Origin of the sequence: Anabaena azotica FACHB-119, assembly GCF_014697625.1 — a bacterium.
In the GTDB taxonomy this organism is placed as follows: domain Bacteria; phylum Cyanobacteriota; class Cyanobacteriia; order Cyanobacteriales; family Nostocaceae; genus Trichormus; species Trichormus azoticus_A.
On sequence record NZ_JACJSG010000022.1, the window covers coordinates 14,031 to 40,335 of the forward strand.

The 26,305-nt window shown below is 38.4% G+C and carries 19 protein-coding genes; 11 read left to right on the plus strand and 8 right to left on the minus strand.

Translation table 11 applies throughout. The features are described from left to right. Positions 1 to 61: 61 nt before the first annotated feature. From H6G83_RS16740 to H6G83_RS16755, 4 genes are all read left to right on the plus strand, one after another. On the plus strand, positions 62 to 2,350 hold the full coding sequence (locus tag H6G83_RS16740; RefSeq protein ID WP_190474309.1) for a CHASE2 domain-containing protein: 2,289 nt from the start codon (positions 62 to 64) through the stop codon (positions 2,348 to 2,350). A gap of 39 nt (positions 2,351 to 2,389) precedes the next feature. Beyond that, positions 2,390 to 3,439 (plus strand): VOC family protein, encoded by a 1,050-nt coding sequence (locus H6G83_RS16745; protein WP_190474311.1) that lies wholly within the window; start codon positions 2,390 to 2,392, stop codon positions 3,437 to 3,439. A 252-nt stretch (positions 3,440 to 3,691) separates the two neighbouring features. Next, on the plus strand, positions 3,692 to 4,393 hold the full coding sequence (locus tag H6G83_RS16750; protein WP_190474313.1) for an Npun_F0296 family exosortase-dependent surface protein: 702 nt from the start codon (positions 3,692 to 3,694) through the stop codon (positions 4,391 to 4,393). 322 nt (positions 4,394 to 4,715) lie between these two features. Next, positions 4,716 to 5,321 carry a YdcF family protein gene (locus H6G83_RS16755; RefSeq protein ID WP_190474315.1) on the plus strand — a complete coding sequence of 202 codons (606 nt, stop codon included), beginning with the start codon at positions 4,716 to 4,718 and terminating at the stop codon, positions 5,319 to 5,321. Here H6G83_RS16755 and H6G83_RS16760 read toward each other — a convergent pair. After that, positions 5,311 to 5,712 carry a hypothetical protein gene (locus H6G83_RS16760; protein WP_190474317.1) on the minus strand — a complete coding sequence of 134 codons (402 nt, stop codon included), beginning with the start codon at positions 5,710 to 5,712 and terminating at the stop codon, positions 5,311 to 5,313. The two genes, H6G83_RS16755 and H6G83_RS16760, sit on opposite strands and share 11 nt — an antisense overlap. Before the next feature lie 555 nt (positions 5,713 to 6,267). After that, positions 6,268 to 6,408 carry a hypothetical protein gene (locus H6G83_RS16765; protein ID WP_190474319.1) on the minus strand — a complete coding sequence of 47 codons (141 nt, stop codon included), beginning with the start codon at positions 6,406 to 6,408 and terminating at the stop codon, positions 6,268 to 6,270. Positions 6,409 to 6,454: 46 nt separating this feature from the next. On the opposite strand from H6G83_RS16765, the gene H6G83_RS16770 reads away from it, so the two are divergent. From H6G83_RS16770 to H6G83_RS16790, 5 genes are all read left to right on the plus strand, one after another. Continuing rightward, on the plus strand, positions 6,455 to 6,991 hold the full coding sequence (locus tag H6G83_RS16770) for a hypothetical protein (protein ID WP_190474321.1): 537 nt from the start codon (positions 6,455 to 6,457) through the stop codon (positions 6,989 to 6,991). Between the two features lie 274 nt (positions 6,992 to 7,265). Beyond that, positions 7,266 to 7,580: a hypothetical protein gene (locus tag H6G83_RS16775; RefSeq protein ID WP_190474323.1), complete on the plus strand. Its 315-nt coding sequence runs from the start codon at positions 7,266 to 7,268 to the stop codon at positions 7,578 to 7,580. Continuing rightward, positions 7,570 to 7,938 carry a pentapeptide repeat-containing protein gene (locus tag H6G83_RS16780; protein ID WP_190474326.1) on the plus strand — a complete coding sequence of 123 codons (369 nt, stop codon included), beginning with the start codon at positions 7,570 to 7,572 and terminating at the stop codon, positions 7,936 to 7,938. The genes H6G83_RS16775 and H6G83_RS16780 overlap by 11 nt, the downstream gene beginning before the upstream one ends. Before the next feature lie 335 nt (positions 7,939 to 8,273). Beyond that, entirely contained in the window at positions 8,274 to 8,957 is a 684-nt protein-coding gene (locus H6G83_RS16785; RefSeq protein ID WP_190474328.1) for a HEAT repeat domain-containing protein, read from the plus strand. Between the two features lie 258 nt (positions 8,958 to 9,215). Beyond that, positions 9,216 to 9,782: a phycobiliprotein lyase gene (locus H6G83_RS16790; protein ID WP_190474330.1), complete on the plus strand. Its 567-nt coding sequence runs from the start codon at positions 9,216 to 9,218 to the stop codon at positions 9,780 to 9,782. Positions 9,783 to 9,968: 186 nt separating this feature from the next. Here the strand turns inward: H6G83_RS16790 and H6G83_RS16795 are convergent, their stop codons facing one another. Then, the gene (locus tag H6G83_RS16795; RefSeq protein ID WP_190474332.1) at positions 9,969 to 10,451 is read right to left on the minus strand and encodes a hypothetical protein; all 483 of its coding nucleotides are present in this window, start codon (positions 10,449 to 10,451) and stop codon (positions 9,969 to 9,971) included. A gap of 551 nt (positions 10,452 to 11,002) precedes the next feature. Here H6G83_RS16795 and H6G83_RS16800 point away from each other — a divergent pair. Further along, on the plus strand, positions 11,003 to 12,640 hold the full coding sequence (locus H6G83_RS16800) for a tetratricopeptide repeat protein (RefSeq protein WP_190474334.1): 1,638 nt from the start codon (positions 11,003 to 11,005) through the stop codon (positions 12,638 to 12,640). 64 nt (positions 12,641 to 12,704) lie between these two features. Next, the gene (locus H6G83_RS16805) at positions 12,705 to 13,406 is read left to right on the plus strand and encodes a Uma2 family endonuclease (protein WP_190474337.1); all 702 of its coding nucleotides are present in this window, start codon (positions 12,705 to 12,707) and stop codon (positions 13,404 to 13,406) included. A gap of 88 nt (positions 13,407 to 13,494) precedes the next feature. On the opposite strand, the gene H6G83_RS16810 is transcribed toward H6G83_RS16805, so the two are convergent. The 5 genes from H6G83_RS16810 to H6G83_RS16830 all read right to left on the minus strand — a co-directional run bounded on the left by H6G83_RS16810 (position 13,495) and on the right by H6G83_RS16830 (position 26,145). Then, on the minus strand, positions 13,495 to 18,837 hold the full coding sequence (locus H6G83_RS16810; protein WP_190474338.1) for an ATP-binding sensor histidine kinase: 5,343 nt from the start codon (positions 18,835 to 18,837) through the stop codon (positions 13,495 to 13,497). Positions 18,838 to 19,213: 376 nt separating this feature from the next. Next, entirely contained in the window at positions 19,214 to 21,523 is a 2,310-nt protein-coding gene (locus H6G83_RS16815; RefSeq protein WP_190474340.1) for an NAD(P)-binding protein, read from the minus strand. Positions 21,524 to 21,714: 191 nt separating this feature from the next. After that, on the minus strand, positions 21,715 to 22,962 hold the full coding sequence (locus H6G83_RS16820) for a hypothetical protein (protein ID WP_190474342.1): 1,248 nt from the start codon (positions 22,960 to 22,962) through the stop codon (positions 21,715 to 21,717). Between the two features lie 512 nt (positions 22,963 to 23,474). Further along, positions 23,475 to 24,824: a (Fe-S)-binding protein gene (locus H6G83_RS16825; RefSeq protein WP_190474344.1), complete on the minus strand. Its 1,350-nt coding sequence runs from the start codon at positions 24,822 to 24,824 to the stop codon at positions 23,475 to 23,477. Between the two features lie 37 nt (positions 24,825 to 24,861). Further along, complete coding sequence (locus H6G83_RS16830; protein WP_190474346.1) at positions 24,862 to 26,145, minus strand: FAD-binding oxidoreductase; 1,284 nt, start codon at positions 26,143 to 26,145, stop codon at positions 24,862 to 24,864. Positions 26,146 to 26,305 lie beyond the last annotated feature (160 nt).

The window sequence follows — 26,305 nt, forward strand, 5'->3', positions numbered from 1 at the left end:
GACTATGGACTATGGACTGTTGACTATGGACTGTTGACTATGGACTAATGACTAATGACTAATGACTAATGGAATATTAAACAAACTGCAAGCTGCGTTCATTAAGGACAAGAGTTATCGTGACACTGGTTTTAATCAGCACTGGTGGCAGATAATTGTGGCTACTAGTTTGGGTGTCACGGCTTTGGTGTGGGGGGTGAGAGAACTTAAGTGGTTGCAGGCTTGGGAGTTAAAGGCTTATGACCAAATGATGCGATCAGCTACGCTGGGCGGAACGCCATCGCCATTCACAAAGCGAGGCTCATCGCATCCAGCAGAATCACCCGATCCACGGTTATTAGTAGTCACAATTACTGAAGAGGATTTAGCAAAACAGGGTGGAAATTTATCAGATAATACCATCAATCAAGTTTTAATCAAATTAAAATCCTATCAAGCGCGTGTTATTGCGCTGAATATTTATCGACCAGAGCAGAAAAATTTAGCATCGGGAATAAAAAATCCCTACAACATTATTGTGGCTTGCTTATCTAGCAGTATGGGTAGGTCAGAAATACCTCCACCGCCAAATTTTCCTGAAGCGAACATCGGCTATAACGATTTAGTTTCGGATGTGGAAGAAGACCAAATTGTTCGCCGTGCTTTACTATTTTCTCAACCTAATGATAGTAAATGTCATACACAATTCTCATTTGCGGCTTTAGCTGCGATCGCCTATTTAGAACAAATGGGTATTCATCCAGATTTCGCCAAAGATAAGTTTTATCTTGGTAAAAAAGCCTTTCCCATTCTCACATCTGATTCTGGTAGCTATCAAGGTGTGGACGCAAACGGTTATCAAATATTACTCAATTACCGCCATCCCGATCATTTAGCAACAACAGTTACCCTGACACAAGTTCTCAACAATCAAGTTAATCCTAACTTGGTCAAAGACCGTTTGGTAATTATTGGTACAACTGCTACTAGTATTCATCCCGGCTTATACACACCCTACAGTCCAGCATCAGAACAACCAACTAGAACACCTGCTGTTTTCATCCACGCACAAATAGCTAGTCAGCTACTCAGTACAGTTTTAGATGGACGACCCCTAATTTGGTACTGGCCTAACTCGGTTGAGTTAGTTTGGCTTTGGGGTTGGTCATTGGTAGGTGGTGTTTTGGGATGGCGAGTAAGACATCCTTTGCTATTGATTGTAGTTGGGGGTACGGTCTTAGTTGGTTTATGGTTAATTTGTGCTGGTTTTTTCTTACAAGCTGGATGGATACCTTTGATTCCCCCAGCTTTAAGTTTAATTCTTAGTGGTGCGACTGTGATGACTTACACAACTTATCGCACTCAGCAACAAACTCAGGTAATTATGTTGCAAGTTGAGAAACAACAGGAGGTAATTGAACAGTTAAATATCCTCTTGCAAGAAACTACGGGAACAAGAGATACTACAGCAATTTATGACCAACATTCTCACAATAATTCTGCTATAACTACGGCAGAAAAACGTACTGGTGATTTGTTATTGGGTGGTCGTTATTATATCTCCAGTGTGTTGGGTGCGGGGGGATTTGGGCAAACTTATTTAGCACAGGATACTCACAGACCTGGAAGTCCTACTTGTGTGGTAAAAAAATTAATGCCTGCACGCCGGGATACAAGGTTTTTGCAAGTGGCGCGGCGGTTGTTTACTACAGAAGCGGAAATTTTAGAGTCTTTGGGTAAACATCGGCAAATTCCCGCACTGCTGGCTTATTTTGAAGTTGAGGAAGAGTTTTATTTAATAGAAGAATACATTGCCGGACATACTTTAAATGAGGAATTACCACCTGTAACAGGTTTACAGAGTGAAGGTTTTGTGGTAGAAATGCTAAAAGGGGTTTTAGAAGTTTTAGCATTTGTACACGAACATCGAGTGATTCATCGCGATGTCAAGCCTACTAATATTATTAGGTCGGCGGAAGATAATCGGCTAGTATTAATTGATTTTGGTGCAGTCAAGTTGATGCAGCCGCCAAGTGATGAGAAAACAGAATTGGCGACAGTGGCTATCGGGACGCGAGGCTATGCACCACCAGAACAATTTGCTGGACATCCCCGCTTGGCTAGTGATATTTATGCTGTGGGGATGATGGGTATTCAAGCACTGACAGGGATACTACCACAAGAACTGACACCAGACCCGGAAACGGGAAATGTGATATGGCGCAGCAACGCTAGAGTTAGCGAAGAATTGGCTGTGATTTTGGATAAGATGGTGCGGTATCATTTTAGCGATCGCTATCAATCAGCGACGGCTGTCTTACAAGATTTGCATCGGATATCTAACTTGATACAGACATCATCTATTTCCTAGAGTGTAAACTAGTCTAGGCAATATTAGTTTGATTTTAGCATGAATCAGGGACAAGAAACAGCGATGGGCTACGCCCCGCCTTTGGCGATCGCAGGTATATATGAAGTCTGTATTGGCGTTCCCGATCCCATTTTTGCAATTCAATATTGGGAGCAATTTGGCTATCGTGTCGGTCAAGTCGGTCAATTACCCCCAACCGCCGCATATCAATTGTATGGGGTAGACTCGGCTTTGCGCTCCATTCGCCTGTATCACCAAAACGCAGACCACGGTTTAATTCGGTTGATGGTATGGCAAACCCCCACAAATCCCGGTTTGGGGTTAACATCAATGAAAGTTAAGGGTAATCGTTGGGCAACTACCTTAACTGCTGATGTATTAACTATTTTAAATCACGCTGAGGATGCCAAAGCTTCAGGCTGGGCGGTGAGATATAGTTATCCTTATTGGGAAGTCATCTACAACAAAGAAAGAAAAAGCCGTCCTTTCGTCGATGAGGCTGTGGGTGTGCGCGAGATGTTACTGTTGCAACCCTTGACTCGACAGGTGTTATTTCAAAGATTCGGTTATACCTTACCGCATTACGGCGAGATTAATCAAGCCAGCACTTTTAAGACTAGCCAGTTTACCCATATTGGCATGATTGTTCAGGATGATAGCAAAGAAAGCCTGAAATTCTATGAAGAAGTTTTAGGTTTGTTGCGTGTCCGTGATGATGTGGAAACTAGCTACGAATCTTCACCAGCTGGTCGAGATTTGTTTGACCTCAAACCAGGGGAAAAGTTTATCGTCACCGCTTTTGATGATCCTCGTTCTTCTAAGACTGACTTGATGGCGGCGCGTAGTGGCAGACTTTATATTATCCGCTTTCCCGATGCGATTGAGTTAGAGTCGCGCTTTGAAGCTTCAGGGCCAGGTTGCTTAGGGATGTCTCTCTACACCTACCGCGTGCGAGGATTGGAAACATATTGCGATCGCATCAAGTCCAGTCCAGCACAAAAGTTTACTAGCATTGTGGAAAATGAGTTTCGGGAAAAAAGTTTCTCTTTCGTCGCACCAGATGGTTACTTTTGGAATTTGGTGGAGTAGGAATTAGGCTACGGCAGATTTTTATTAGGTGCGATCGCGTTTTATAAAAATATTTTATCCATATTAATACTTACATATAATCACTTAGATTTTTACAAAAAAACTATTGTAAGCATTATCTTATCTAACTTTTCTCTAACTTTAAATTCATCTACGTAAATTAAGAAATTTTAGTAAAAAATTTAAGTTATGAAATCTCAATCACTAATTGACGTGCCACGCTATGAGTGATCAGAGTTCAAAAGTAAATCAATGTCTATTTTACAGAAACTATCATTAGCCTTAGCCGGAACAGTCGTCATTTTCATGAGTGCTAGTCCAGCAGGCGCTGTCACCTTAACAAAAGGCGGTAGTGTACCTGTAACAGGAGAAGGTTCAAAATCTACTATTCCAGGATCTCTAGTTGTTGACTTTAATTCAGGCCAAGCAATTGATCCCAACGGATTTGTCACCTATTCTGCAACCAATGGAATTGTTCAAGGTAGTCAAGCAAATGAGTATGCTACACCCTTTGGTGATACTAGTAAATATCTAACGATTTCTCCAGCAGGGGATAATATTCCAGGTGCAACTGGTTCTGTGACTCTGACCTTTGCTAAGGCTATTGATTACTTTGGTTTCTATTGGGGATCAATAGACGCATATAACTTTGTCGATGTCTATAGTAAAGGTACTTTACTAAAAACATTTAGCGGTACAGATGTTCCCGGCGCACAAGCTACTGGTAGCTGGACTAGCAATGCAGATAATGTGTTCGTAAACCTATTGGCAGATTCAGGAGAAACTTTTGACAAGATAGTTTTACGATCAACTGGTCGTGCGTTTGAAACCGATAACCACACCTATAGATTAGCTAATGCTATTGTTCCTGAACCAACTTCTCTGTTGGGTTTACTAGCCTTTGGTGCTGTTAGTGCAGGGTCGTTTATTAAGCGCAAATCGAAGATGGCATAAAATCATCTATTTAGACAATATTAAACAATTAAAATGTCGTTTTCATATGTCTAACCCAGTCAAGATACTGGGTTTTTATTTTGATATATAGCAGAGGACAGAATCAAAAGCTGCTGTAAATATTTTACAATTCATCCATGTACTAACCCATGTGGCTAATGCTATAGCAATCCTATTTGATTTGTGAAAATTAGTGAGCTTCAGATACCCGACTTCTTAAAGAAGTCGGGTATCTTGTTAGTCACGAATGATTTAAGATTGCTATATAACTATTGCCATGATGATTAGAACGTACCTCATTTACCTGAAATTTACTATATTTATGAACAATAAAATTGCTAAACAATGGAAATTGTGGATATCAGTAACTATCATATCGGCTGTGTTATTTACTATCTCATCGACAGCAATAAGTATTTATTTGTATGGCAATAATAGCTACAATTACAAAGCGGATGCGGCCATTGTTCTAGGTGCAGCCGTCTGGGGGGAAAAACCATCACCTGTATTTCGAGAACGAATCAATCACGCGATTAATTTATATAAAAATGGTAATGTCAAAAAAATTATTTTTACTGGGGGAGTAGGAGAAATTAACGAACCTGCTGAGGCGGTTGTTGGTCAACGTTACGCTATAGCTAGAGGAGTCAAAGCCAGCGATATTCTTATAGAAACTCAGTCTCGCACAACGTCCGAAAATCTTCAAAATGCGTTAGCAGTGGTAGGTACTAATCAAAAATTAACTAAATTCCTGATTGTGAGTGATCCATTGCATCTAAAACGAGCCGTGTTAATGGCAAGAAATTTAGGTATGGATGCCTATCCTTCGCCTACACCTACCACTCGCTACCGCAGTTTTTCAAGTCAGATGGAATTTTTAGGGCGAGAAACTTATTTTTATTTTGTGTACCTTGTATTTAAAATTTAGTAACGTTGACCTTCACACCAGAATCTAGTCCAGGGACTTTGAAATACTCTATCGGTTCCACATTTTGCGGTGAACGGTTATCTGTGGGATTAACACATTCCTTAAAAAGAGCGTTGGGATTGTTGATTATATCAAATGGGCTGAGGCTTTCACAGCCTTTTTTTTGCTCCAGAGGAATAGAATTGCCTTGGAGGTTTTGAGATTGACCTGTGACGCTATTCCATTGACCATTTATTGTTGCAGGTTGCGTTGTCAAAGCCGCAGCCTCATGGCGTTCGCTGGTAGCTTCTTGCAGATTCTTGGGTGAAGTTCTGTCTTGAGCGATCGCTTTTAACGGGACGTAATTTATCGCCGCAACTCCAGCTAAGACTAAAATGAAAAATGTTTTCATAATTACATCACACAACAATAAATTTAACTTAAATTCATACCTTGCAGCTATCCCCAATCATTATAGTTTTAATCTTCAGATTTTGGTAAATTTGCCTTGTTAAGGAATTAAACAGAATCTTAATTAGGACTTACGCAGAAAAACGAAAAATCAAGGGTTTGGGCAAGGGTGTAGGGGTATAGGGGTGTAAATCTTTAAAACCCTTACACCCTTACACCCTTACCCCCCTACACCCTGTCTCAACAGATAACCTTGGTGCGTAAGTCCTGTTAATAATTAGCAAATGTTATAATCTTATGTTTTATCAGGTATTTCTCAATTTAGATTGACTGTAAAAATACAAATAAACATAGGACTTACGCAAGTGTGATAATCAAACTAACTGTAGGGTGCGTCAGCCCCAAGAATGTCGTAGATATTCAAGGATTTTCTACATCTGACGTACCCTAACCCAAGTGCAAGTTGCGTAAGTCCTGAAGCATGAAAAATAAGTAGCTGATTTTGGCGATCGCAGGTTTTTCTAAGAATCAAGAAAATACCACTAGCGAATAATGATCATAAAGCCAAAGTGAATAGAGTAGCGATCGCCACAATTAGAGTTATCCTTTTAAGCACAGCCGTTAAAATCAACTCAAACAAACCTGATAAATCTGTCACCGCCAAAATTCCCGCACCACCCCTACCGGAGATGCACAAAAAGTAGTTGAATATGTACTAGTAACTGACCGAAAAATTGAGAAGCATGACAATTCGGGCTGCGACAGTAGTAATCACTTCTTCTTTGCTAATGACTGGGTTTATTCATACCTCAGCCTTAGCCAATAATGCTATAAAACTTGCTCAGTCAAGCTCTCAGTCTCAGCCAAACAAAACTCAACCGCTAAATATTAGTAAAGCTGAGTTTGGAGTAGCAACCCGTGACGCTCAAGGAAAATTGAACTTCACCCCCACAATCAAAGTACCACTTGTAGAGGGGAACAAATACGGTTGGCGGATTCAACTGCAAGGTGTTAAAGGCGAAGTAACATGGCGAGAAGTTCTGCGCCTCCCCAAACCCCCACAAACCTGGGCTACAGATGACGGTGAAAACCTCACATTATCAGCCGACGGTACAGAAGCAGTCACCAAGCGCACCCAGTTACCGAAAAATGGTGTAATTGAGAACTTTTGGACGATCGCCCCCGGAGACCCACCAGGCAAACATACAATAAATGTATATGTGGACGAACGCCTCGTCGGTAACTTCGAGTTTGAAATCATTCCCAAAGGTAAGATTTAGGGACTGGGGACTGGGGACTGGGGACTGGGGACTGGGGGAGTAACCCACCCCTAACCCCTCCCAGGAGGGGAAAAGGGAGTGGGGGAGATGGGGAAGAAGGATTACTAAGAAGTCTAGTCATAAAACAATATTATTCTCCCTCATCTCCCTCATCTCCCTCATCTCCCTCATCTCCCTCATCTCCGCGTCCCTCTGCGTTGAAAAAACATCCCCCAATCCTCAACCTGCGGAGTATCTTGGAGATAGAAGCCTAATAATTGCTCAATTAGCGATTATGAATACAGAAGAATTTCTCCGCTTGATGGAAAGACAGCGCTCATGTCCTCCAACCCTACCCAAAGCTCTGCAAGCCTTGTGGTATGACAAACAAGGAGACTGGAACCAAGCCCATGAAATCGTCCAGAATGCCAAAGACGTGGATAGCGCTTGGGTTCATGCTTACTTACATCGCAAAGAAGGCGACTTGAATAACGCTCATTATTGGTATCAGCGCAGCAGTCAGCCAGAGTTTAGCGGTGAGTTAAATCGAGAATGGGAACAGATAACTTCTTTCTTACTCAACAAGGCGAATGCAACTCATGGATGCTGAGACTATCAAACGACGTTACGCCGCAGGAGAAAGATATTTTCCCGCCGCCAACCTAATTAGAGCCAAATTAATTGGAGCCTATTTACCGGGGATAAATTTATGGGGAGCAGACTTAAGCGGTGCTAACCTAGCCAGAGCTAAACTGTGGGGAGCAGACTTGAGTAGAGCCAACTTAGCCAATGCTAATTTAACTAGAGCTAACTTGTCTGGTGTGAAGCTCAACGAAGCAAATTTACGGGGAGCCAAACTTAACTTTGCTAAGTTATATGGAGCAGATTTAACAGGTGCTTATTATGACGAAAGCACTAGATTTGCTAGAGGTTTTGACCCTGTAAGTAGAAATATGCAGAAGTTTTAATAATAGGTAATTAAATATATCAGAAATTATTTATAAAGTAAACCTTAAATTGTCGGGTGCATTTGCAACACATAGATTATCTGTAGGGGCGCACAGCTGTCATTGGTGTCAACTTAACGTGAAATGGGCGGTTAGAAACCGCATCTACACAGACAAAACTCGCCTGCGCTGGTTTCAAACCATTAATTTATTGTCAATAGCCTGTTACCTATAACCTGTTAACTATAACCTCTACTTAGACGGTAAACCCTCTACCCTAATTCTTGAACTCCTTACAAAGGCACATGAGACATCAGGTAAAGTAAAGTAAAGATAGCTTAATAATGTGCTAACACATGACTGTTTCACAATTGCAAGAAATTTCTGCTCAGTTAGAAAGTCCAAATTTGCGCGATCGCATGGTAGCTCTCGCCAATTTACGGAATATACCTGCTGAGGATGCTGTACCTTTAATTAAAAAGGTGCTGGAAGACGAGTCTTTGCAGCTGCGATCGATGGCAATATTTGCGCTGGGTATCAAGCAGACAGATGAATGTTATGAGATTTTGACAGAAATTTTGCGAAATGATCCAGACTATGGGATTCGCGCTGATGCTGCTGGTGCTTTAGGTTATTTGGGCGATAATAGAGCCTTAGAGGTACTATCACGAGCATTTTATGAAGATACCGATTGGCTAGTCCGCTTTAGCGCTGCCGTTTCCCTTGGCAATCTCAAAGATCCACGCGCCCGCCAAGTTTTGCTGCAAGCATTAGACAGCAAGGAAGAAGTCATACAACAAGCAGCCATCTCTGCTTTGGGCGAAATTGGCGCGATCGAGTCTGTTGATAGTATCCTGCGTTTTGCTCAATCAGAGGATTGGTTAGTTAGACAACGGCTGGCAGAGTCGTTAAGTAATCTTCCCACGGCTAAGAGTCTCTCAGCGTTGAAATATTTAGAGAAAGACAATCATCCTAATGTTGCGGAAGCAGCCAGGATTGGTGTCAAAAAACTGGAGGAAGTAGGGACTCAAGCTGAATAGAGGCGCTGAAGCTAGGGATTAGAGGTTGGATGTTCTCATCTAAGGGACTTGCAGATAAAAAATATCCAAAATCTAGGTGCGTCAGCATAAATAATTTCTGGGTATAGCTAGATTATCTCATACTGATGCACCCTACTAATATCAAGTTCGGATAATTTATTGTTTGCAGTTCCCTTCAAGAAAAGTTCTGTGTCAAGTCCCGTGCTAGCTTTTAATAATAATAAGTGGGATTTTTAGAATTTAGGCTCAGGTAATTTCATGAATATTGAAGAATTTTTTGAATTGAGTGCAGGTAAGTGGTTTTCTCATCGTACTAGTCATCATTTGGCCTTTAAGCAATCTGAAGATGGCAAGTCTGATCTGGTAATTGAAACACTACCAGCAGATCACCCAGAGGTGATTAAACTGTGCGAATTGTACGAAGTACCTGCTAGTGCTGCTTCCTGTGGTGCGAGAGTTAGTTGGAACGGCACAATGGAATGGGATGAAGAAAAACACACAGGTTCTACAGTGTTAGTTACTGTACCAGATGCAGATAATCCCCAGGAAGGTAGATTACTGCGGGAGATGGGTTATGCAGAGAAAGCCCCGGTGGCTGGACGTTATAAGATGGGTGACGATGGCGCTTTGACTCTCACCACCGAGTATGAAACCATGTGGTCTGAAGAACGCTTATGGTTTGCTAGCCCCAATTTACGGATGCGTGTCAGTGTTCTAAAGCGGTTCGGCGGCTTTAGTATGGCTTCCTTTACCTCAGAAATTCGTATGGGCGGTAGTCCGGCGGCGGCGAAAGCTGCGGAGGCGGCTAATTCTGCGTCGAGTTAGGAAACACAAGGGGAAGAGGAAATTAACAGCAGTCCTTATTCCCCTTCCTACGCATCACTAATGGCGATCAGCTTAAGTTCATGCTCTTTCGCCGTTTTGACAATCTTAGAACTTACGTAAAAATGAACAGGTTTTCCACATCTGACGCACCCTCCTAATGTGCCATTTGCGCCAGTCCTGAATCTTTTAGATTAGCCTATCTTGTTCACGAGCTGCGACAACTAGAACTAAACATAAAGCTGCAACAGCTTTTTGCCATTCTTCCCTAATGTGCTGGTCTTTCACTTCTGCAAATGTTTCTACTAAGCGAGGTACAGAAGCTTCTAAAGCTGCACGAGGAACTGGACGGTGTAACTCAACCAAATTAGTTAAACTTTTTTGATTATTCACAAAACCAATTACCCATTTTGTTGTATGGTCTGGACTATCAGGAACCCGCTTCACTGCTAACTCATTTTTCAACCAATTGTAAAAAGGTGGTAGTTCTTTAGCTAAAACTGCTCCGGCTGTTGGTAAGGTTTCCTTGAGTAAATTGATATCCAAACTATCTAATTCTTGTTTTAACTTTGGGGAATCAAGAAATTCATCAAGTGGTTGCGACAGGATAGTTTCTAATTGAGTAGAAGCAATATCTAAGTGCTGGCTGAAAGTGGAAGACAAAGATGTCATTTTAGCAAAACTCCTAATATTACTGACTATTAATTTGATGTTTTTTTCGGAAGCTTTAAGCAGGAAAACTTAGTATTATTCAAATTCAAAGTATAGGGTGCATTAGCAGACATAAAGACGACAACTTCAAAAAAAGTCATATCTTCACCTGATAGATTTCATATTACTCTACTTTCTCAAACATAATTTTTTTATCAGGACTTACTCAACTGGCACTTGGGGTAGGGTGCGCCCAAGAGTTAGAGATGATTTATAAAGTAAACCTTAAATTGTCGGCTGCGTTAAAGCAGCGCTTAACGCACCGTATTTGCTGGTGCGTTACGGCTAATTCTTAATTTCGCCAATGCTCAAATCCTGACATAGCCGTAACACAACGGCAATAAAGCAGGAGGAATATCCACACTGCTTTTTGCCTCCCCTACTTAATATTTATTTTATAAATAACTTCTTAGATTAATTTATTTTATCTATTTTTTATTAAATTTGGTGAATAGACAAGACAAATCGGTATAAAATAAGGTAATCTCATCAATCAATTCGCACAACTATAAATGGACTGGATTACGCTACTGCGATCGCTACAGTCTGATTTTATTAAGAGGTTATCATCTGGTTGTCTGCTCCATTGCGAAATAGAAGGTCAATATAGTGAGTTAACGATTATCTCTGGCGAAAGATTAAAGACTCTGCGGGACTTTTGCTGGCAGATGGCTGAGAAATACAAGCGGGTTTCGCCAGTCCGGGATGTTTTTATTAGCTACCTCAAGGGGAAATTAGGGGAGGAAGTTGTTAAAGAACGTTTAGCTGATTTAATTACAGAAGTCGATTATGAGAAACGACTTGGTGGCGATGGCAAGATAGATTTTACGTTAACTGCTAACCCTGCTATTGGTATTGAAGTTAAATCGCGTCACGGCAGTATTGATAGGGTGAAATGGTCAATTAGTGCTGAAGAAGTGGAAAAAAATGCAGTCGTAGTTTGCATTTTTATTCAAGAAGATGTTAACGAAGCACAATCAGCATATCACTTATTATTAGCTGGATTTTTACCAACTCAAATGATTAAATTAAAGACTGGTAAAATATCATTTGGGATAGAACAATTACTTTATGGTGGCGGTTTATGGGGCTATTTGGAACAATTACAAACTTCAGCGCATTATGCTTTTAGGCAAGCACCACCTATATATCAGTACGAATCTCAGCCACAATTCTTCAATAAGATAAATACAAATAACTCTACTAAAACAGCTTTTACTCATACGAAAGAGATTCTACCTTATAAAAGAGAAGAAGAGGTAAATTTAGATTATACAAAAATTGGTGATGCTTGTTTTGCTCAAGGAGAGTATACTACATCTGTTAAAAATTACACTCAAGCCTTACAGCTAAATTCGAGTGATGCGGAACTTTATTATAAACGGGGTTTAGCATATTATCAATTGGGTGATTATGAGGCGGCGATCGCAGATTATTCTCAAGCAATAAATATGAATCCTCACGATGCTAAATCATACCATAAACGGGGTTTAGCTTTATCTCAAATTGCCGCTTATGAAGCGGCAATTGCAGATTATACTCAAGCAATAAAAATTAATCCCCATGCTGCTATGGCTTATAGAAATCGCGCAGAAGCACGTTCTCATTTAGGAGATAATCAAGGAGCAATTGAAGATTATACCCAGGCGATTAAAATTAATCCTCAATATGCAGATATATATAAAAATCGGGGAATTTCTCGTTATTTATTAGGAACCCAGACAGGATTTACTCAAGCAATAAAGATTAATCCCAACGATGCCAACGCCTACAAAAATCGAGGTAATGCAAGAGCCGATATTGGTGATTATGTAGGCGCAATTGAAGATTACACCCAAGCAATACAGATTAATCCCAATGCGGCTGATGCTTATTATAACCGTGGTAACGTGCGTTATGATTTAGGGGATGAAGCAGGAGCCATAGAAGATTATACTCAAGCAATACAAATTAATTCCAATTACGCTGATGCTTATTATAATCGGGGAAATGTGCTTGTAGGAATCAAAGATAAACAAGCAGCAATTGGCGACTTTCAAAAAGCAGCAGATATATATCGCAAAGAAGGTAAATTAGAAGCGCTCAAAGATACGCGAGAAAGAATTTTAGAATTAGAAATAGAAGCATCAATTGATACTTTAAATTTTTGAATCATATTAATGTCATCAATAACCTGAGATAAAATGAATCTACTTCCTTCAAATGCCTGCGGTTATGGTTAAAGTTTTTCCAGAATACGGTAATGATAGCAACTCCCTGCCCCCGTTGGAAAGTGGCGATCGCCTGACTCGTGCCGAATTTGAACGGCGCTACAACGCTATGCCCAATCTCAAAAAAGCTGAATTAATCGAAGGAACAGTTTACGTGGCATCTCCCTTACGCTTTGAACCCCATGCCGAACCTCATGCTAATTTAATCGGCTGGTTATGGTCTTATAAAGTAGCCACACCCGGCACTAGACTCGGCGATAACCCAACTTTACGGTTAGATTTAGATAATGAACCCCAACCCGATGCCATTTTATTAATTGATGCTGCCTGTGGCGGTTCATCTCGTCTGAGTGCCGAGGGTTACGTCGAAGGCGCACCAGAATTAGTGGTAGAAGTTGCTGCCAGTAGTGCGGCTAAAGACCTGTATGATAAAAAACGAGCCTACCGTCGCAACGGCATTCCCGAATATTTTGTTTGGCAGGTTTACGAAAAAACCGTGAGTTGGTTTAGTTTGCAGGATGATGAATATCAAACACTGACAACAGATGAGGCAGGCATCATTAAAAGTCAAGTTTTTCCTGGTTTGTGGTTAGATGTGGCGGCATTAGTAGCAGGAAATATGCAGCAGGTTTTGACAGTGTTACAGCAAGGTTTAACTTCAGCCGAACATCAACTATTTGTAGAAGCGATCGCAAAAACCATATGAAAACTCTTATAGAGCAGTTTTCATGTAGGTTCTGATAACACCTCTGATTTACCTACACAATATTATAGATGACATTGATCCTAATTCTCTAAATTAGCCGCTTTTGCCGACAAGGAATTTGAATAATAAACTCTGCACCTTGTCCGAGTGCAGAAATGCACTCTATACTACCTTGATGTTTATCTACTACAATTTGATAACTGATTGATAATCCTAAACCAGTTCCTTGTCCTACAGGTTTAGTCGTAAAGAAAGGGTCAAATATTCTTTGTCTAACACTATCATTCATTCCTAATCCATTATCCTTGATGGAAATAGCGATTAATTCAGAATTGACTACTTGGGTACGAATAGTGATGATACTAGGATTAGTATTAATATCCTCTAAATTTCCTTCTTGATTTCTCCTTTCTAAAGAATCAATAGCATTATTCAAGATATTCATAAACACTTGATTTAATTGCCTAGCATAACATTCGACTTGTGGCAATTCATCGTAATTTTTGATAATTTCGATTGCTGGCTTACCTAGTTTAAATTGAAGACGGCTTTGCAGAATTAGTAAAGTACTTTCAATTCCGTCGTGAATGTTAACAGGCTTCATATCAGCCTCATCTAACCGAGAAAAGTTACGTAAAGTCAACACAATTTCCCGAATACGCTGTGTACCACTTCTCATAGAAGATAAAATTCTAGGCATATCTTCTTTGATAAAGCTAATATCAATATTTTCTAAAAAATCCTCAATTTCTGGCGCTAATTCGGGATAAATATTTTGATAGATATCAATTAATCCAAGCAAACCATTTGCGTAATCATTAATGTGATTTAAATTGCCATGAACAAAATTTATAGGATTATTAATTTCATGAGCAATACCAGCAACCATTTGCCCTAAACCAGACATTTTTTCCGTTTGAATAAGCTGAGATTGAGTTAGTTTTAATTCATTTAATGTTTGCTTTAAACGCATATTATTTTCGTTTAATTCTCTTGTTCTTTCCTCTATCTTGTCTTCTAAATCAGCGTATAGTTGGGCATTTTCTATAGAAATAGCAGCTTGTGAAGACAGAATTTTTAAAATTTGTATTCTATCTGCGGTAAATGCTCCTAATGTTAAGTTATTTTCTAAATAAAGTAAACCAATTAATTTACCTTGTTTAACAATGGAAGTACACATGATAGATTTAGTCCGCTTCTCAACAATATACGGATCTAGAGTAAAAGTTCCTTCATTACTTGCATCAGCTAAAATCACATCTTGCTTTGTTCTTGTGACAAAATTAATTACAGATAACGGCACTTGCTGACTATCTTTTAATTGGATCGATTGACCAACAATTACATCCTTTTCATCTACATTCGCTTTCGCCTCAATAAATAACTTCCCTGCTTTGTTCAAAAGGAGAATACCAGTTTGGGCACCTGCATTTTCAATGACAATTTTCATTAACATTTCTAGCAATTTATCCAAAGAAGTTATTTCTGATAAAGCCTGTGATGCTTTAATAACGGTGATTAAATCTAGCCTAATTGATTTTTCATTAGCGTTAGAAGCAGTAATATTAGTACTTGTAAAGCCTACTTTATTTTGAGTGGATACCTTAGCAATTAATTCGGGATATTTCAATTCTAAATTTTTAACTTTAGCCTTTGCTCCCCAATGACGATAACCATAGTGTGCCTTTGTCATGTATAAAGAAGCAAATTCATTTATTCCTAAGCTGTCATAAAACTCTGCTGCACATTCATAAGCTAGTGCTTCTTCATGGATGTATCCAGAGTTATGAGCGCCTTTAATTGCACGCTCATAGTACTCCATTGATATTAATACTTCTCCTAGTAATCGTGCTTTTTCTGCTTCAACTAGTTCATATTTATGTTGATAATTTACAGGTGCATGACTTGTCCATTCTTTTAATTGCTGCTGATTTTCTTCTACTTTTTCTAAAGCAGCTTTTATATCTACGTCAGAAGATGTGTTTCTACAGAAACCTAGTAGTCCTAAAGAGTAGTAAAACTTATATTCACTTAAATAAACAGTTCCCCCAACAGCAACTTCATACTGCTGTGCTAATTGAGCGTTTTTTACAGCCTGACTATAATCCTTAAAGAAATAACTTAAAATGCTCTTGGCAATAAAAACATAAAATATAGCTGTAATGTTCCCTGCCATTCTCTGCATTACTGACTCATTAAAACTAGCACCATCTAAATAAATTCCATTTTCCTGTCCCTCAACTAGTTCAACTAATACTTGTTTTAAAATTAGTAAACAAACAGTGAAGTGTTCTTGCTGTATCTTCTGTGCTAATTTAATATACTGAGCTAATACCTGTTCAACAATTACTAAATTTTCTCCAACCCAGAATTGATGCCAACAAACTAATATGCCATTATAACCTACATATTCAATATCTCCTGTATCTAAACCACTCTGAACACCCTCTTGTAAAGGTTCTATAGTTGTTTGAATATGCTCCTTCCAATGTCTTACAAAAATATTAAATAAACCATAAACTTTAGATTTTATTTCTCTAGCATTAAATTGATCTAAAATTTGCAGTGATAATTTACCAAATCTGTATCCTGATTCAATATCTTTGAGAATGCCGCACAAAATTAACCCATAAAAACCATAGGCGTAAGCTGCAAAAGATGAATTGCCATATTGCAAGCATAAATCAACCATCGTAAAAGCAATTAATGGTAAAAGCGCAGGATCTGCTAAATAAGCAGGAGGCATAGCTGTCATCAGCATCCTCATTGCGGCCAGCTTGTGAGGATCAATCATTTCTGGAAGATTGATTAATTCTTCAATTCTTAACTCTGCTGGTGGAGTTTGAGACAAAGAAACTCCTAGCATTCCTAGTACCTGCAAATCTAAATCCAATGCTTCTCGCATTCGATTTTGAGCAACATAAAACTGAATTTTTCTCTCATATACCTTAACGGTATCAAGAATGTTTCTACTATTACTTATAACACGAGTAAATAATGGCTCTGCTTGCTCAAAGTTTGTATTTAAGTATTCTAATTCTACAGTTTCTACATGAAGGTCAAGAGTTAATTCATAATGATTTTGCCAAGAGTCAACAGCTAGTAAACTTAAACCTTGCTTCAGAAAGCTTACAGCAGATTCGTAAGCTGTAGAATCTTTAGCTTTACGTCCAGCAATTAGGTTTAGTTTAGCTAATTTGTACCTTTCTGCTGAATCAGTAATGAGTTCGGCACTAATGTTTAAATGATAAACAATATCAAATATTTTTTCTTCTAGTAAACTCTCATCTATATTCTTTAATAGCAACCTGCCAATATTTAAGTGAATCCCTTTTTTATGCTCATCACCAATTAACGAATATGCTGCTTGTTGCACGCGATCGTGAAGAAATTTATAATCAATGACAAAAATATCAACCTTATCTAATAGCTGTGGTAGTTTGTAGCTATCATTTAAAGGGATGATCAAGCCAGATTGTAGTGCGTCCCAAATGTCTAATGCTGTATCATTTTGAGATTTTCCATTAATATAAGAGAGTGTATTTAAATTAAACCTATTCCCAATAGAAGCAGCTATTTTTAAAATATTTTGTGTATTATCTGGAAATTTTTGAATCTTACCTATCATTAAGTCAACAACATTATCAGTAATACCTAGCGACTGAATGCGCTGAATATCCCATTGCCATTGACCATCAATAAAATTAAATACAAGTATATTTTCTTGATGAATAAATTTAAGTAATTGATTGATAAAAAATGGATTACCAGCAGTTTTACTATAAATTAGTTTAGCTAATTCTTTAGTTTCTTCTAAATTAGATTTTAGAGTATCACTAATTAACTGACAAACATCAGTTACTTTAAGATTTTGGCAGTGAATGATTTTGATAGGAACATTATTCTTTTCAATTTCCTGCAAAACTAAAATTAAATGATGACTGCTATCAACTTCATTATCTCGATAAGCTCCAATGAAGAATAAATATTGAATGTCACTATCTACAGCTAACAATTTTATTAATTTTAATGAAGCTTGATCAGCCCATTGTAAATCATCTAAAAATAATACTAATGGATGCTCTTTTCGAGCAAACACATTAATAAATTTTTTCATAACTAAATTAAAGCGGTTTTGTGCCTTGGCAGAAGCTAATTGCGGTACTTCTGGTTGTTTACCAATAATTAGTTCTAATTCAGGAATGACATCAATAATAATTTGAGCGTTGGGAACTAAAGCCTCCAAAAGCTTCTCTCGCCAAATGTTTAATTGTTCTTCGCTTTCTGTCAGCAATTGTCGTATTAGTTCTTGAAATGCTTGAATTAGTGAAGCATAAGGAATATTGCGCTGAAATTGTTCAAATTTACCTACAATGAAATAGCCTCTATTTCTGATCACAGGTTTATGGATTTCATTAACTAATGCTGATTTACCAATACCTGAATAACCTGCAACTAATACTAATTCCTTACTACCTTGAGTGACATTTTTAAAAGCACTCATCAAAGTATTTATTTCTGCCTTTCGTCCATATAATTTTTCAGAAATTTGTAATTTGCTAGACTGATCTTGTTGAGCTATGGGAAATTGAACGATCGCATTATATTCTGTTAACTCAGTAAGACATCTTTCTAAATCAGCTTTAATACCAAAAGCACTTTGATATCTTTCTTCAGCAGTTTTGCTGAGTAATTTCATGATTATATCAGAAACTACTTTAGGTACTTCTGGAATTAACTGGCTTACTGTTATAGGTTGTTTAGCAATATGGCAATGAACTAATTCCATTGGGTCAGTTACTATAAATGGTAGTTGACCTGTGAGCATTTCATAAAAAGTTACACCCAATGAATAGAAGTCTGTACGGTAATCAATTGACCTGTTCATTCTTCCTGTCTGCTCTGGAGACATATAGGCTAAAGTGCCTTCTAGAACATTAGGATTACTGAGTCTCGCTTTTTCTTGAAATAGCAATGATGAAATAGAAAAATCGATTATTTTAACTTGAAATTTCTCTAAATTTACGATAATATTCTCTGGTTTAATATCTTTATGAATAATACAATTTTGGTGCAATTCGCCTAGTGCCTGAGTAATTTGAATACCAAGTTTGCAGAAATCAAGTAACTCAATTTTTTTTTCTTTAATGATTTCGTGTAAAGTTTTACCTTCAAAATTTTCTAAAACAATAGCTAAACTATTATTATATTTTTCTAAACTATGAGCTTTAATTACCCCTGGGATATTTAAATTTTTAATTAGCTCATACTCATGTTTTAAGATTGCTATATCTTTTAAATCAGGATATTCTGCATTTAAAACTTTAATGACTACTATTCTATCATCTTTAAAACTCCTAGCTCGATAAACACTACTTTTTACTCCTGTGGCAATTATTTCTATAATTTTGTAATTAGGCAAAGTAATCATTTTTTCTTTTAGTAATTGAAGTAGGTAGGAATATTTACAATAATTATTCTATAATTTATTTAATACTAAACACATTTTTAAAGTGATTAATTTATTTAATCACTTTAAAAATGTTTTATTACAGGGAAAGGATGTCTAAAAAGCCTTCTCGTCGGTAACAAAACATTTCAAATCCTCCTAAATACCCTTTAAAAAGGGGACTTTGATTCCGTTTCCCCCCTTTTTAAGGGGGGCTAGGGGGGATAAGAACTGCCTAAAATCACAATCAAATACTTTTCCAACAGTCTCTAAGTGAGATAGACAACTATAAGCTAAACAACGCTGAATATTGTTGAGTCCGCCAAAATACACCCCATTCATTAATTTAAATAAACTCTCAGAACCAAGAATCCCTTTCACCAATAATTTCTGTGGTATATTTTATATCGAAACAATTTTTTAAAATAGCACGGGTAGCTTGCATTGCAGACATTACTGTGGCTTCCACACAACCGGAATTGTAACCGTTGTTAATCCAGTCACCGATGAGGTAAAGATTATCAAAACCAGATTCATCAGTTTTGAGTCGAAATTTGGTACTTCCTGGTACAGATAATACGTATCGTTCTGATGGGTCGATGTTAATTCGCCAATATTGAGCTTTAAAGCGTTCTACACCTTGACGGTTTTGAATGTCTACTAGTAAATCCCAATTCAAACCTCTAGGATTTTTGGGATGAGTAGCATCAGGCCAAAGATGTCCGATGTGATTGTTAAGGAAATTAATTGCTTGTTGCTCTACTTCTTTTTGAGCTTGAGCGGGAAAATCATATTCTGTCTGGGGAGGAATCCCTGGATCTGCGATTACACCTGTGAAATAGGCTAGATTATAAGGATAATGCTCACAAGGCCAATTTTCCCTCGGTAATACTTCACTCATATCTGCATAGACATCAAGCGGTTCAACATAAGCTCCTAGTACAGGACTAGATTTCTGCCATCCCAATTGGGATAAGGCAGGCTTGAGCCATATTTGTCCACCTTGAGTGGTGACTGTCTTCACTTGACTCAACATATTTATCCATTTTTGATGAGCTGGATTTTTTTTGGCGTGAAGCAATTCACTACAAATAAAAGGTAAGGCGGCTATAGAAATTCCCAACAACACAATATCAAAATCATTACCTTTGGTGAGAGTAATTTGATCTACATTAGGCCAAGGTGTCCAATGTGACTCAAGGTTAATTTGTTTCTCCTGAAGCTTTTGAGATTCTTCATCGACAATTTGATCATAAAGAGGTTCATTAGGCCAGCAACGAATGTCTTTAACTGTGATGAGTGGTTGATACTCTTGCTCTGGGTTTTTTAAGTTAACTTGGCGAGCCAAAGTGATACTTGTGATTGATTGCTGATCTTTATCCAAGTGCAACTGTTTAACAGTATGGAAAAACTTGAATTTCACACCGCGACGTTTGAGTACTTCATATAGTGGGGTGATGACTACATCTGCCATTCCTGATTGCATCTTCCACATGATCGCACCATTATATCTAAACAAAATGGTGGTGAGGATACGGATAGCTACTCCTGCTGCTAGTTGTGGTTTATTGATGTTACCTTCGGGAAAAGCATAGACTAAATCGTATAAGACGCGAATAAATGCTGATTTAACACTTGATTCCTTAGCTCCATGTTTTCGGAGCCAGTCTATGTAGTTATATTCATCTAAACTATTTAAGGAACGAAAATTAATTACCTCATCTGCAAATAAGCCCCGGATGTTGGCTAACGCCAAGTCGATGAGTGTTAACCGCCAAAAGATGTTAGGATTTTGTGCGATTTTGGATTCTATTTGACAATTCAAGTGTTTTTGAAAACGGTCTATTAGCTTAAGAATTAACTGATGATGTTCGCGTCTATGAGTTTTGGTATTATTAGGTAGTGATTGAGCTAGGTTATGGGCAAGATTTAAGAATACTTTTTCAGAGGTTAAGTCTAGGTCTTGAAGGATATTGCCAACATATTGGTTGATATCTTTGAACCATCCTCCCCAAAAGCTAGGTGCTTGGAGAAATAACTCAATCAATTGGCTAGGAAAGTGCAAGAGACTGCTATCTAATAAAAATTCCGTTATCTCTTTGCCTAACTCTATTTGTTTAGCAAGAGATGCTGCTGAACTTAAAGATGAATAGGACTTGTCGTAATTATTAATTTCCGTGTAAGTCTGGATAATGACTTTGAGAGTGGTGCGAATGTGTTCCCAAAGAGAAGAAATACCGCCTCCTTTCCAGGGAACTAGAGAATTAGTAGGAAAGTTAAATGGTACAGTTATCCAATTTCGATTAATGTACTCTTCTAAGACAATAAGACTGTGGGGTTTGAAGGCATCTTCTATAGTTTGAAAAGGCCCGTTACCACCAAGTTCGTCGTAACATTCCTTAAGTAGACGAAAGGCATTTTCATAGAATCCAAAAAAAATGTGTAGTCCGTGTTCTTCGATGCGGTAGTCTGGTTCGCAATTAGGTGTTTGGGGTTTAAGATTGCGTCCAGTTGCACATTTACCACCTAAACGCCAACCGGTTTGATAAATAGTAATTTCGTAAAGGCTTTCCCATCCTGGTTGACTTGTCAATTCATATGCAGTGGTTAAGGATGCCATCCCACCGCCTAATATAGCTATTTTTTTTGGTTTAAAAGTTTCAGACATGGTTGTTTTTCTTTGCTTGGTATGAGTGAAAGGAGGTAAGTGGTAGGTAGCAGCAGGCGGTTGCAATGAGATGAGTTTTATTGTCAAAGATAAAAGCGGTTTTTCCCGTATATCCACTTTCAGTTGAGATGGTGATTATCTCTTACTCAGTACTGGCTCAATGTCCCGCTACGCCTAACAAAACTAAATATCTATTTCTGTGATGCTTGCCAAACGATTTTGCCATCTTTGAGGGTGAAGTCGAAATGCAGGACAAAACCAAGCTTTACGGGAATATCTACTGATTCGCTACCTGGGGAATAACCTGTATGTAGTCCTAAGTCTTGGACAATTGGTTGGCTAGCGAAATTATTGATTTTTAATTGGAATTGATCGCCAAAGCCTTTGAAACCAAAGAGTTTTCCACCGTAGAAATTTTGGAGTTGCATTGGCGATTCGATGAGTGCTTGATAGCAGGCTTTTTTGCTATCTTCTACATCGCGGATTTGTTTGAGAGTAACGAGGGGGACAATTTTGGCTAGTTGATATTCGAGGAGATTGAAGGGTAATTGTAAGCCAGGAATGATAATTTCGTTATTTTCAAAGAGTAAGTTAGCGATCGCTCTTACTGCTTCTTCAAAACTGTCCCATGTTTTGATTGCTTGATGTTGATCTCCTGTACTGATACGTTTAACTTCCAACAGCCGAGCATCTATAGATCGGGATGTAGGAGCAAAGTCTTTAAATACTAAGGTGTCTACTGTGAATAAATCTGGTTGTTGATTTAAGTCAGGAATCTGAAATGTGCCAAGCTGCTTAAAGAAACCATAGACTTCCCTACCAGAAACCAGGATGGGAGAATTATTCACGTACAGGTAAGGCATAAACCAAGCTAGGCGTTCGGCTATAAATAAAGGGCCGACTCTTTTTCCTACCACTGTTAACATCCAAAAAATAGCTTCTTCTTCAAATACAGTTCCTTTGTTAAAGTCTGGTGGATATATAGAACTTAAGGAATCTATTTTGTTGAATGTCAGGATGAGATAGTTCATCGCTGGGCGATATTCAATCTCTCCGTTACTGGGAGCGTTGAGATATTTATCACACACCTGTTGTAACTTTGCCATTGAACCTTCAACGACAAAGCCATACATTTTTGTTCCTTTGATTTTATAGGGTTGATTAAATGCTTGTCCATCCGCTCGTTCTATATATTTGGCGTATGGTGATTTATTTCTATCCCCACAAAAGTATTTTTGGAAAAAACTTGCTGCGTCTTGTTCTATACTTTTGCCTTTATTTGCTAAATCTTGGAACAATTCCTCCGGCTTTTGTTGAATTTGGGTCAGGTAATTGGGAAGTTTTTGGGGTTCTTGCACAAAAGTAGTAAATTCACTGATAGCACCTAAAGCTGTATGGAAGCTTGTTTGCATCGTCTGCAAAGGATTATTGATGTTCATGGGATTGAATGTAATCAATTTTGTAACAGTAAAAATACTGAAAAATATACACAGAAATACCCAAATATTAGATACTTCATAGTTTCTATACTATTGTGTCAAAGGAGTTTTATTTTGTCCTGCTAAATTGAAAAATTTTAGAAAAATATTTCTATAAAGGTGTTATTAGCTCTAATGTGACAAAGTTAAGCTATGAGTAATCATGGTGTTGCCCATCAATTCGGCTCCATGATAGCATTTAAATCTTGTATCAACTATAACTGTCAGCAAAAACATCAAACTAGATGTAGCTTAATTTTTGAGTATAAAAGCTAACATTAATTGGAAATTTTCTGGTAGGGTGAGATTATTTTAACTAGTCCCTAAAATTTATGCCTGATACTCTTGACAAAATCCTGTTCTGAGTGAATGAAACAGCCCTGCCCTTTTTAAGGGGGACTTTGAGAGTTTCTTAGCCCCCCTTTTTAAGGGGGGTTGGGGGGATCTAAAGACTTGCGAAAACACTCCCTAGCCTATAACTTCACACCGCGAATAGAATAATCTAACAACTCCATCGGGTGCATGACTGAAATTTCCTTACCTTGCAATTGCAAATGTTTTGTAATTTGCAAAGCACAACCAGGATTAGCAGAAGCAATTAATTCCGCACCAGTATTTAATAAATTCGTCACTTTTTGCTGACCTAATTCATCAGCCACATCCGGTTGCAACATATTATAAACACCAGCACTACCACAACATAAAGCTGCATCTAAGGGTTCTTTCAGCTTCACCCCTGGAATTTGCTGCAATAATTGACGAGGTTGCAAACTAATTTTTTGTCCATGTAATAAATGACAAGCATCTTGATAAACTAAATTCAAAGGTTTATCTGTCAAAGGTGAAAGTTTGGCTGTTAACCCTACAGTTGCTAAAAACTCTTGAGCGTCTCTGACTTTAGCAGCAAAATTTTTCGCTTTCTCCCGATATTCTGGGTCATCTGCTAATATGTGACCATATTCTTTTAAAGTATGACCACAACCAGCCGCATTGATAATGACATAATCAACATTAGTATCAGCAAAGCTATCAATCATCTGCCTAGCTAAAGCTTTGGCTTGTTCTGTTTGTCCTTGGTGTTCGGGAAGCGCCGCACAACATCCTTGCGATTTGGGAATTACAACTTCACAGCCATTTGCAGTTAATACTCGCACCGTCGCTTCATTAACTGGAGAGAAAAATAACCTCTGCACACATCCCAAAATTACCCCGACTCGATAGCGTTTCTCGCCTTGTGCGGAAATAATTGTAGGGAGATTATCTTGAAAAGTTTTTAGAGTAATTTTTGGCAGAATTGATTCCATTGCTGCCAAGCGAGGCGATATTATTTTCAGCAATCCTGTAGCGCGAATGGCTTGAGAAATACCCAATTTTTGATAAAAGAATAAGGGTATTAAGAAAATCCGTAAAATATCTGGGTTGGGAAATAAAGAAAATATTAATTGACGAACTAATTTATCAGACAAACTGCGGGGATAATTACGTTCTACTTGATGACGAGTAGCAGAAATTAACTTGTCATACTGCACACCAGAAGGACAAGTTGTCACACAAGCTAGACATCCCAAACAAGAATCAAAATGTTGGACTGTAGCTGTATTAAGAGCAATTTCGCCCTCATTTAAAGCATCCATTAAATAGATGCGTCCTCTAGGTGAGTCCATTTCTTTCCCTATCACGCGATAACTAGGACAAGTAGAAAGACAAAAGCCACAATGTACACAACTATCAATCAACTTTGGATCGGGTGGATGGTTAGCATCAAACCCCTGTAAATTTTTTATACTAGCAGTATTATTAGTAGAATCTTCGGAAATTTGCATATTTATTCTGCTTCCCTGTATATATCTAGTGAGTTGCTTAAATTCCACCCACAAATTTACCCGGACTTAAAATATTTTTACTATCAAACTGTTCTTTAATCCGACGCATCAACGGCAAAGCATTACCAGTATATCCCCAGACATCGATTTGTTGTTTAACTGGTACAGGTGCTTGGAGAACTGTTAAAAAACCGTTGTGAGATTGACAATGCGATCGCACTCGCAAAACCTGCTTTCCATCCTCTACTTGTAACACACCCAAACCGCTACCAATATGAATCAAACCCACTTGTACTTGACACAATACCTCTACAGCCGCACTAGGTAACAATCCTATTTTGCAGGTAATTGTAGATTCTGTGCTAGGAGGATGTATTTGTTGTTGCAATCTCTCCCATAGATGACTTTCATCTGTACCAGAAAATACTACCCCCGCTAAACCTAATTTCTCTCCTACTTCTAACAAACGATTGGATTGTTCCTTCACACTTTCACCAATACTTTGAAAACGGGCAATTAACCCTATTCCCTGACCCAATTCTAAACTAGATACCAATCCAGTAGAAATTAAATCAGCTTGCGTCGGTGTTAATGCCGAACCCCGCAAAGTTGTAGCCGCTTGGGATATATCCTCTGCTGCACCAGTCAATACCACCGTCCCCGATGCTTCCTGAATAGGATACACCCGAAAAGTTACTTGGCTAATAATTCCTAATGTACCGTATGCGCCAGTAAATAACTTCATCAAGTCGTAACCAGCCACATTTTTTACTACCCGTCCCCCAGCTTTAGCAATTTGACCATCAGCACGTATAAAGGTAATACCTAAAAGTTGGTCGCGTACACTACCATAACGTTGTCGTAGGGAATTGGTATCAGCCGTAGCCACGATACCGCCAATGGTTGCTTCTGCTGTGGAGGGGTCAAGGGCGAGAAATTGTCGCGCTTGTGCCAAAATATTCTGGAGATGGGAAAACTTCATCCCAGCTTCGACGGTGACAGTCAAATCACCAACAGCGTGTTCAATTAGTCGGTTGATGCGTTCTGTACTCACAACCACATCAATATCTTTGGTTAAACCACCCCAACCAAGTTTACTCCCACTTCCACAGGGTAAAACACGCCAGTTATTTTGGTGTGCTGTGGCGATAACTGCGGCTAGTTGTGCTTGAGTTTGAGGATAAACGATACAACTGGGGAGTTTCCCCGCAGCTATTGCTGGAGTGAATTTAAGATTGTTTTCAACGGAAACGGTATTTTCTTCACCAACGATAGATGCAATAGTAGTGGCGTAGACGCTTGTCGGCTTGTCGTTAGACATCGCTGTTATCAGTTTATTTTTGAGTTCCTACATCTCATTTTCTGTGATGATGACACAAAATTGACAAGCATTCACCTAACTAACCATATTTTTTAAATAAATAGATGAACATAATTCTTGATTGTCAATATTTTTGGTGATGCGCTAACGAAAGCTACTA

Coding starts and splice junctions, on each gene's coding strand:
- H6G83_RS16775 (WP_190474323.1), top strand. CDS start 7,266: ATGAATACAGAAGAATTTCTCCGCTTGATGGAAAGACAGCGCTCATGT.
- H6G83_RS16825 (WP_190474344.1), bottom strand. CDS start 24,824: ATGCAAATTTCCGAAGATTCTACTAATAATACTGCTAGTATAAAAAAT.
- H6G83_RS16740 (WP_190474309.1), top strand. CDS start 62: ATGACTAATGGAATATTAAACAAACTGCAAGCTGCGTTCATTAAGGAC.
- H6G83_RS16780 (WP_190474326.1), top strand. CDS start 7,570: ATGGATGCTGAGACTATCAAACGACGTTACGCCGCAGGAGAAAGATAT.
- H6G83_RS16770 (WP_190474321.1), top strand. CDS start 6,455: ATGACAATTCGGGCTGCGACAGTAGTAATCACTTCTTCTTTGCTAATG.
- H6G83_RS16785 (WP_190474328.1), top strand. CDS start 8,274: ATGACTGTTTCACAATTGCAAGAAATTTCTGCTCAGTTAGAAAGTCCA.
- H6G83_RS16820 (WP_190474342.1), bottom strand. CDS start 22,962: ATGAACATCAATAATCCTTTGCAGACGATGCAAACAAGCTTCCATACA.
- H6G83_RS16815 (WP_190474340.1), bottom strand. CDS start 21,523: ATGTCTGAAACTTTTAAACCAAAAAAAATAGCTATATTAGGCGGTGGG.
- H6G83_RS16795 (WP_190474332.1), bottom strand. CDS start 10,451: ATGACATCTTTGTCTTCCACTTTCAGCCAGCACTTAGATATTGCTTCT.
- H6G83_RS16750 (WP_190474313.1), top strand. CDS start 3,692: ATGTCTATTTTACAGAAACTATCATTAGCCTTAGCCGGAACAGTCGTC.
- H6G83_RS16800 (WP_190474334.1), top strand. CDS start 11,003: ATGGACTGGATTACGCTACTGCGATCGCTACAGTCTGATTTTATTAAG.
- H6G83_RS16755 (WP_190474315.1), top strand. CDS start 4,716: ATGAACAATAAAATTGCTAAACAATGGAAATTGTGGATATCAGTAACT.
- H6G83_RS16760 (WP_190474317.1), bottom strand. CDS start 5,712: ATGAAAACATTTTTCATTTTAGTCTTAGCTGGAGTTGCGGCGATAAAT.
- H6G83_RS16810 (WP_190474338.1), bottom strand. CDS start 18,837: ATGATTACTTTGCCTAATTACAAAATTATAGAAATAATTGCCACAGGA.
- H6G83_RS16790 (WP_190474330.1), top strand. CDS start 9,216: ATGAATATTGAAGAATTTTTTGAATTGAGTGCAGGTAAGTGGTTTTCT.
- H6G83_RS16830 (WP_190474346.1), bottom strand. CDS start 26,145: ATGTCTAACGACAAGCCGACAAGCGTCTACGCCACTACTATTGCATCT.
- H6G83_RS16745 (WP_190474311.1), top strand. CDS start 2,390: ATGAATCAGGGACAAGAAACAGCGATGGGCTACGCCCCGCCTTTGGCG.
- H6G83_RS16805 (WP_190474337.1), top strand. CDS start 12,705: ATGGTTAAAGTTTTTCCAGAATACGGTAATGATAGCAACTCCCTGCCC.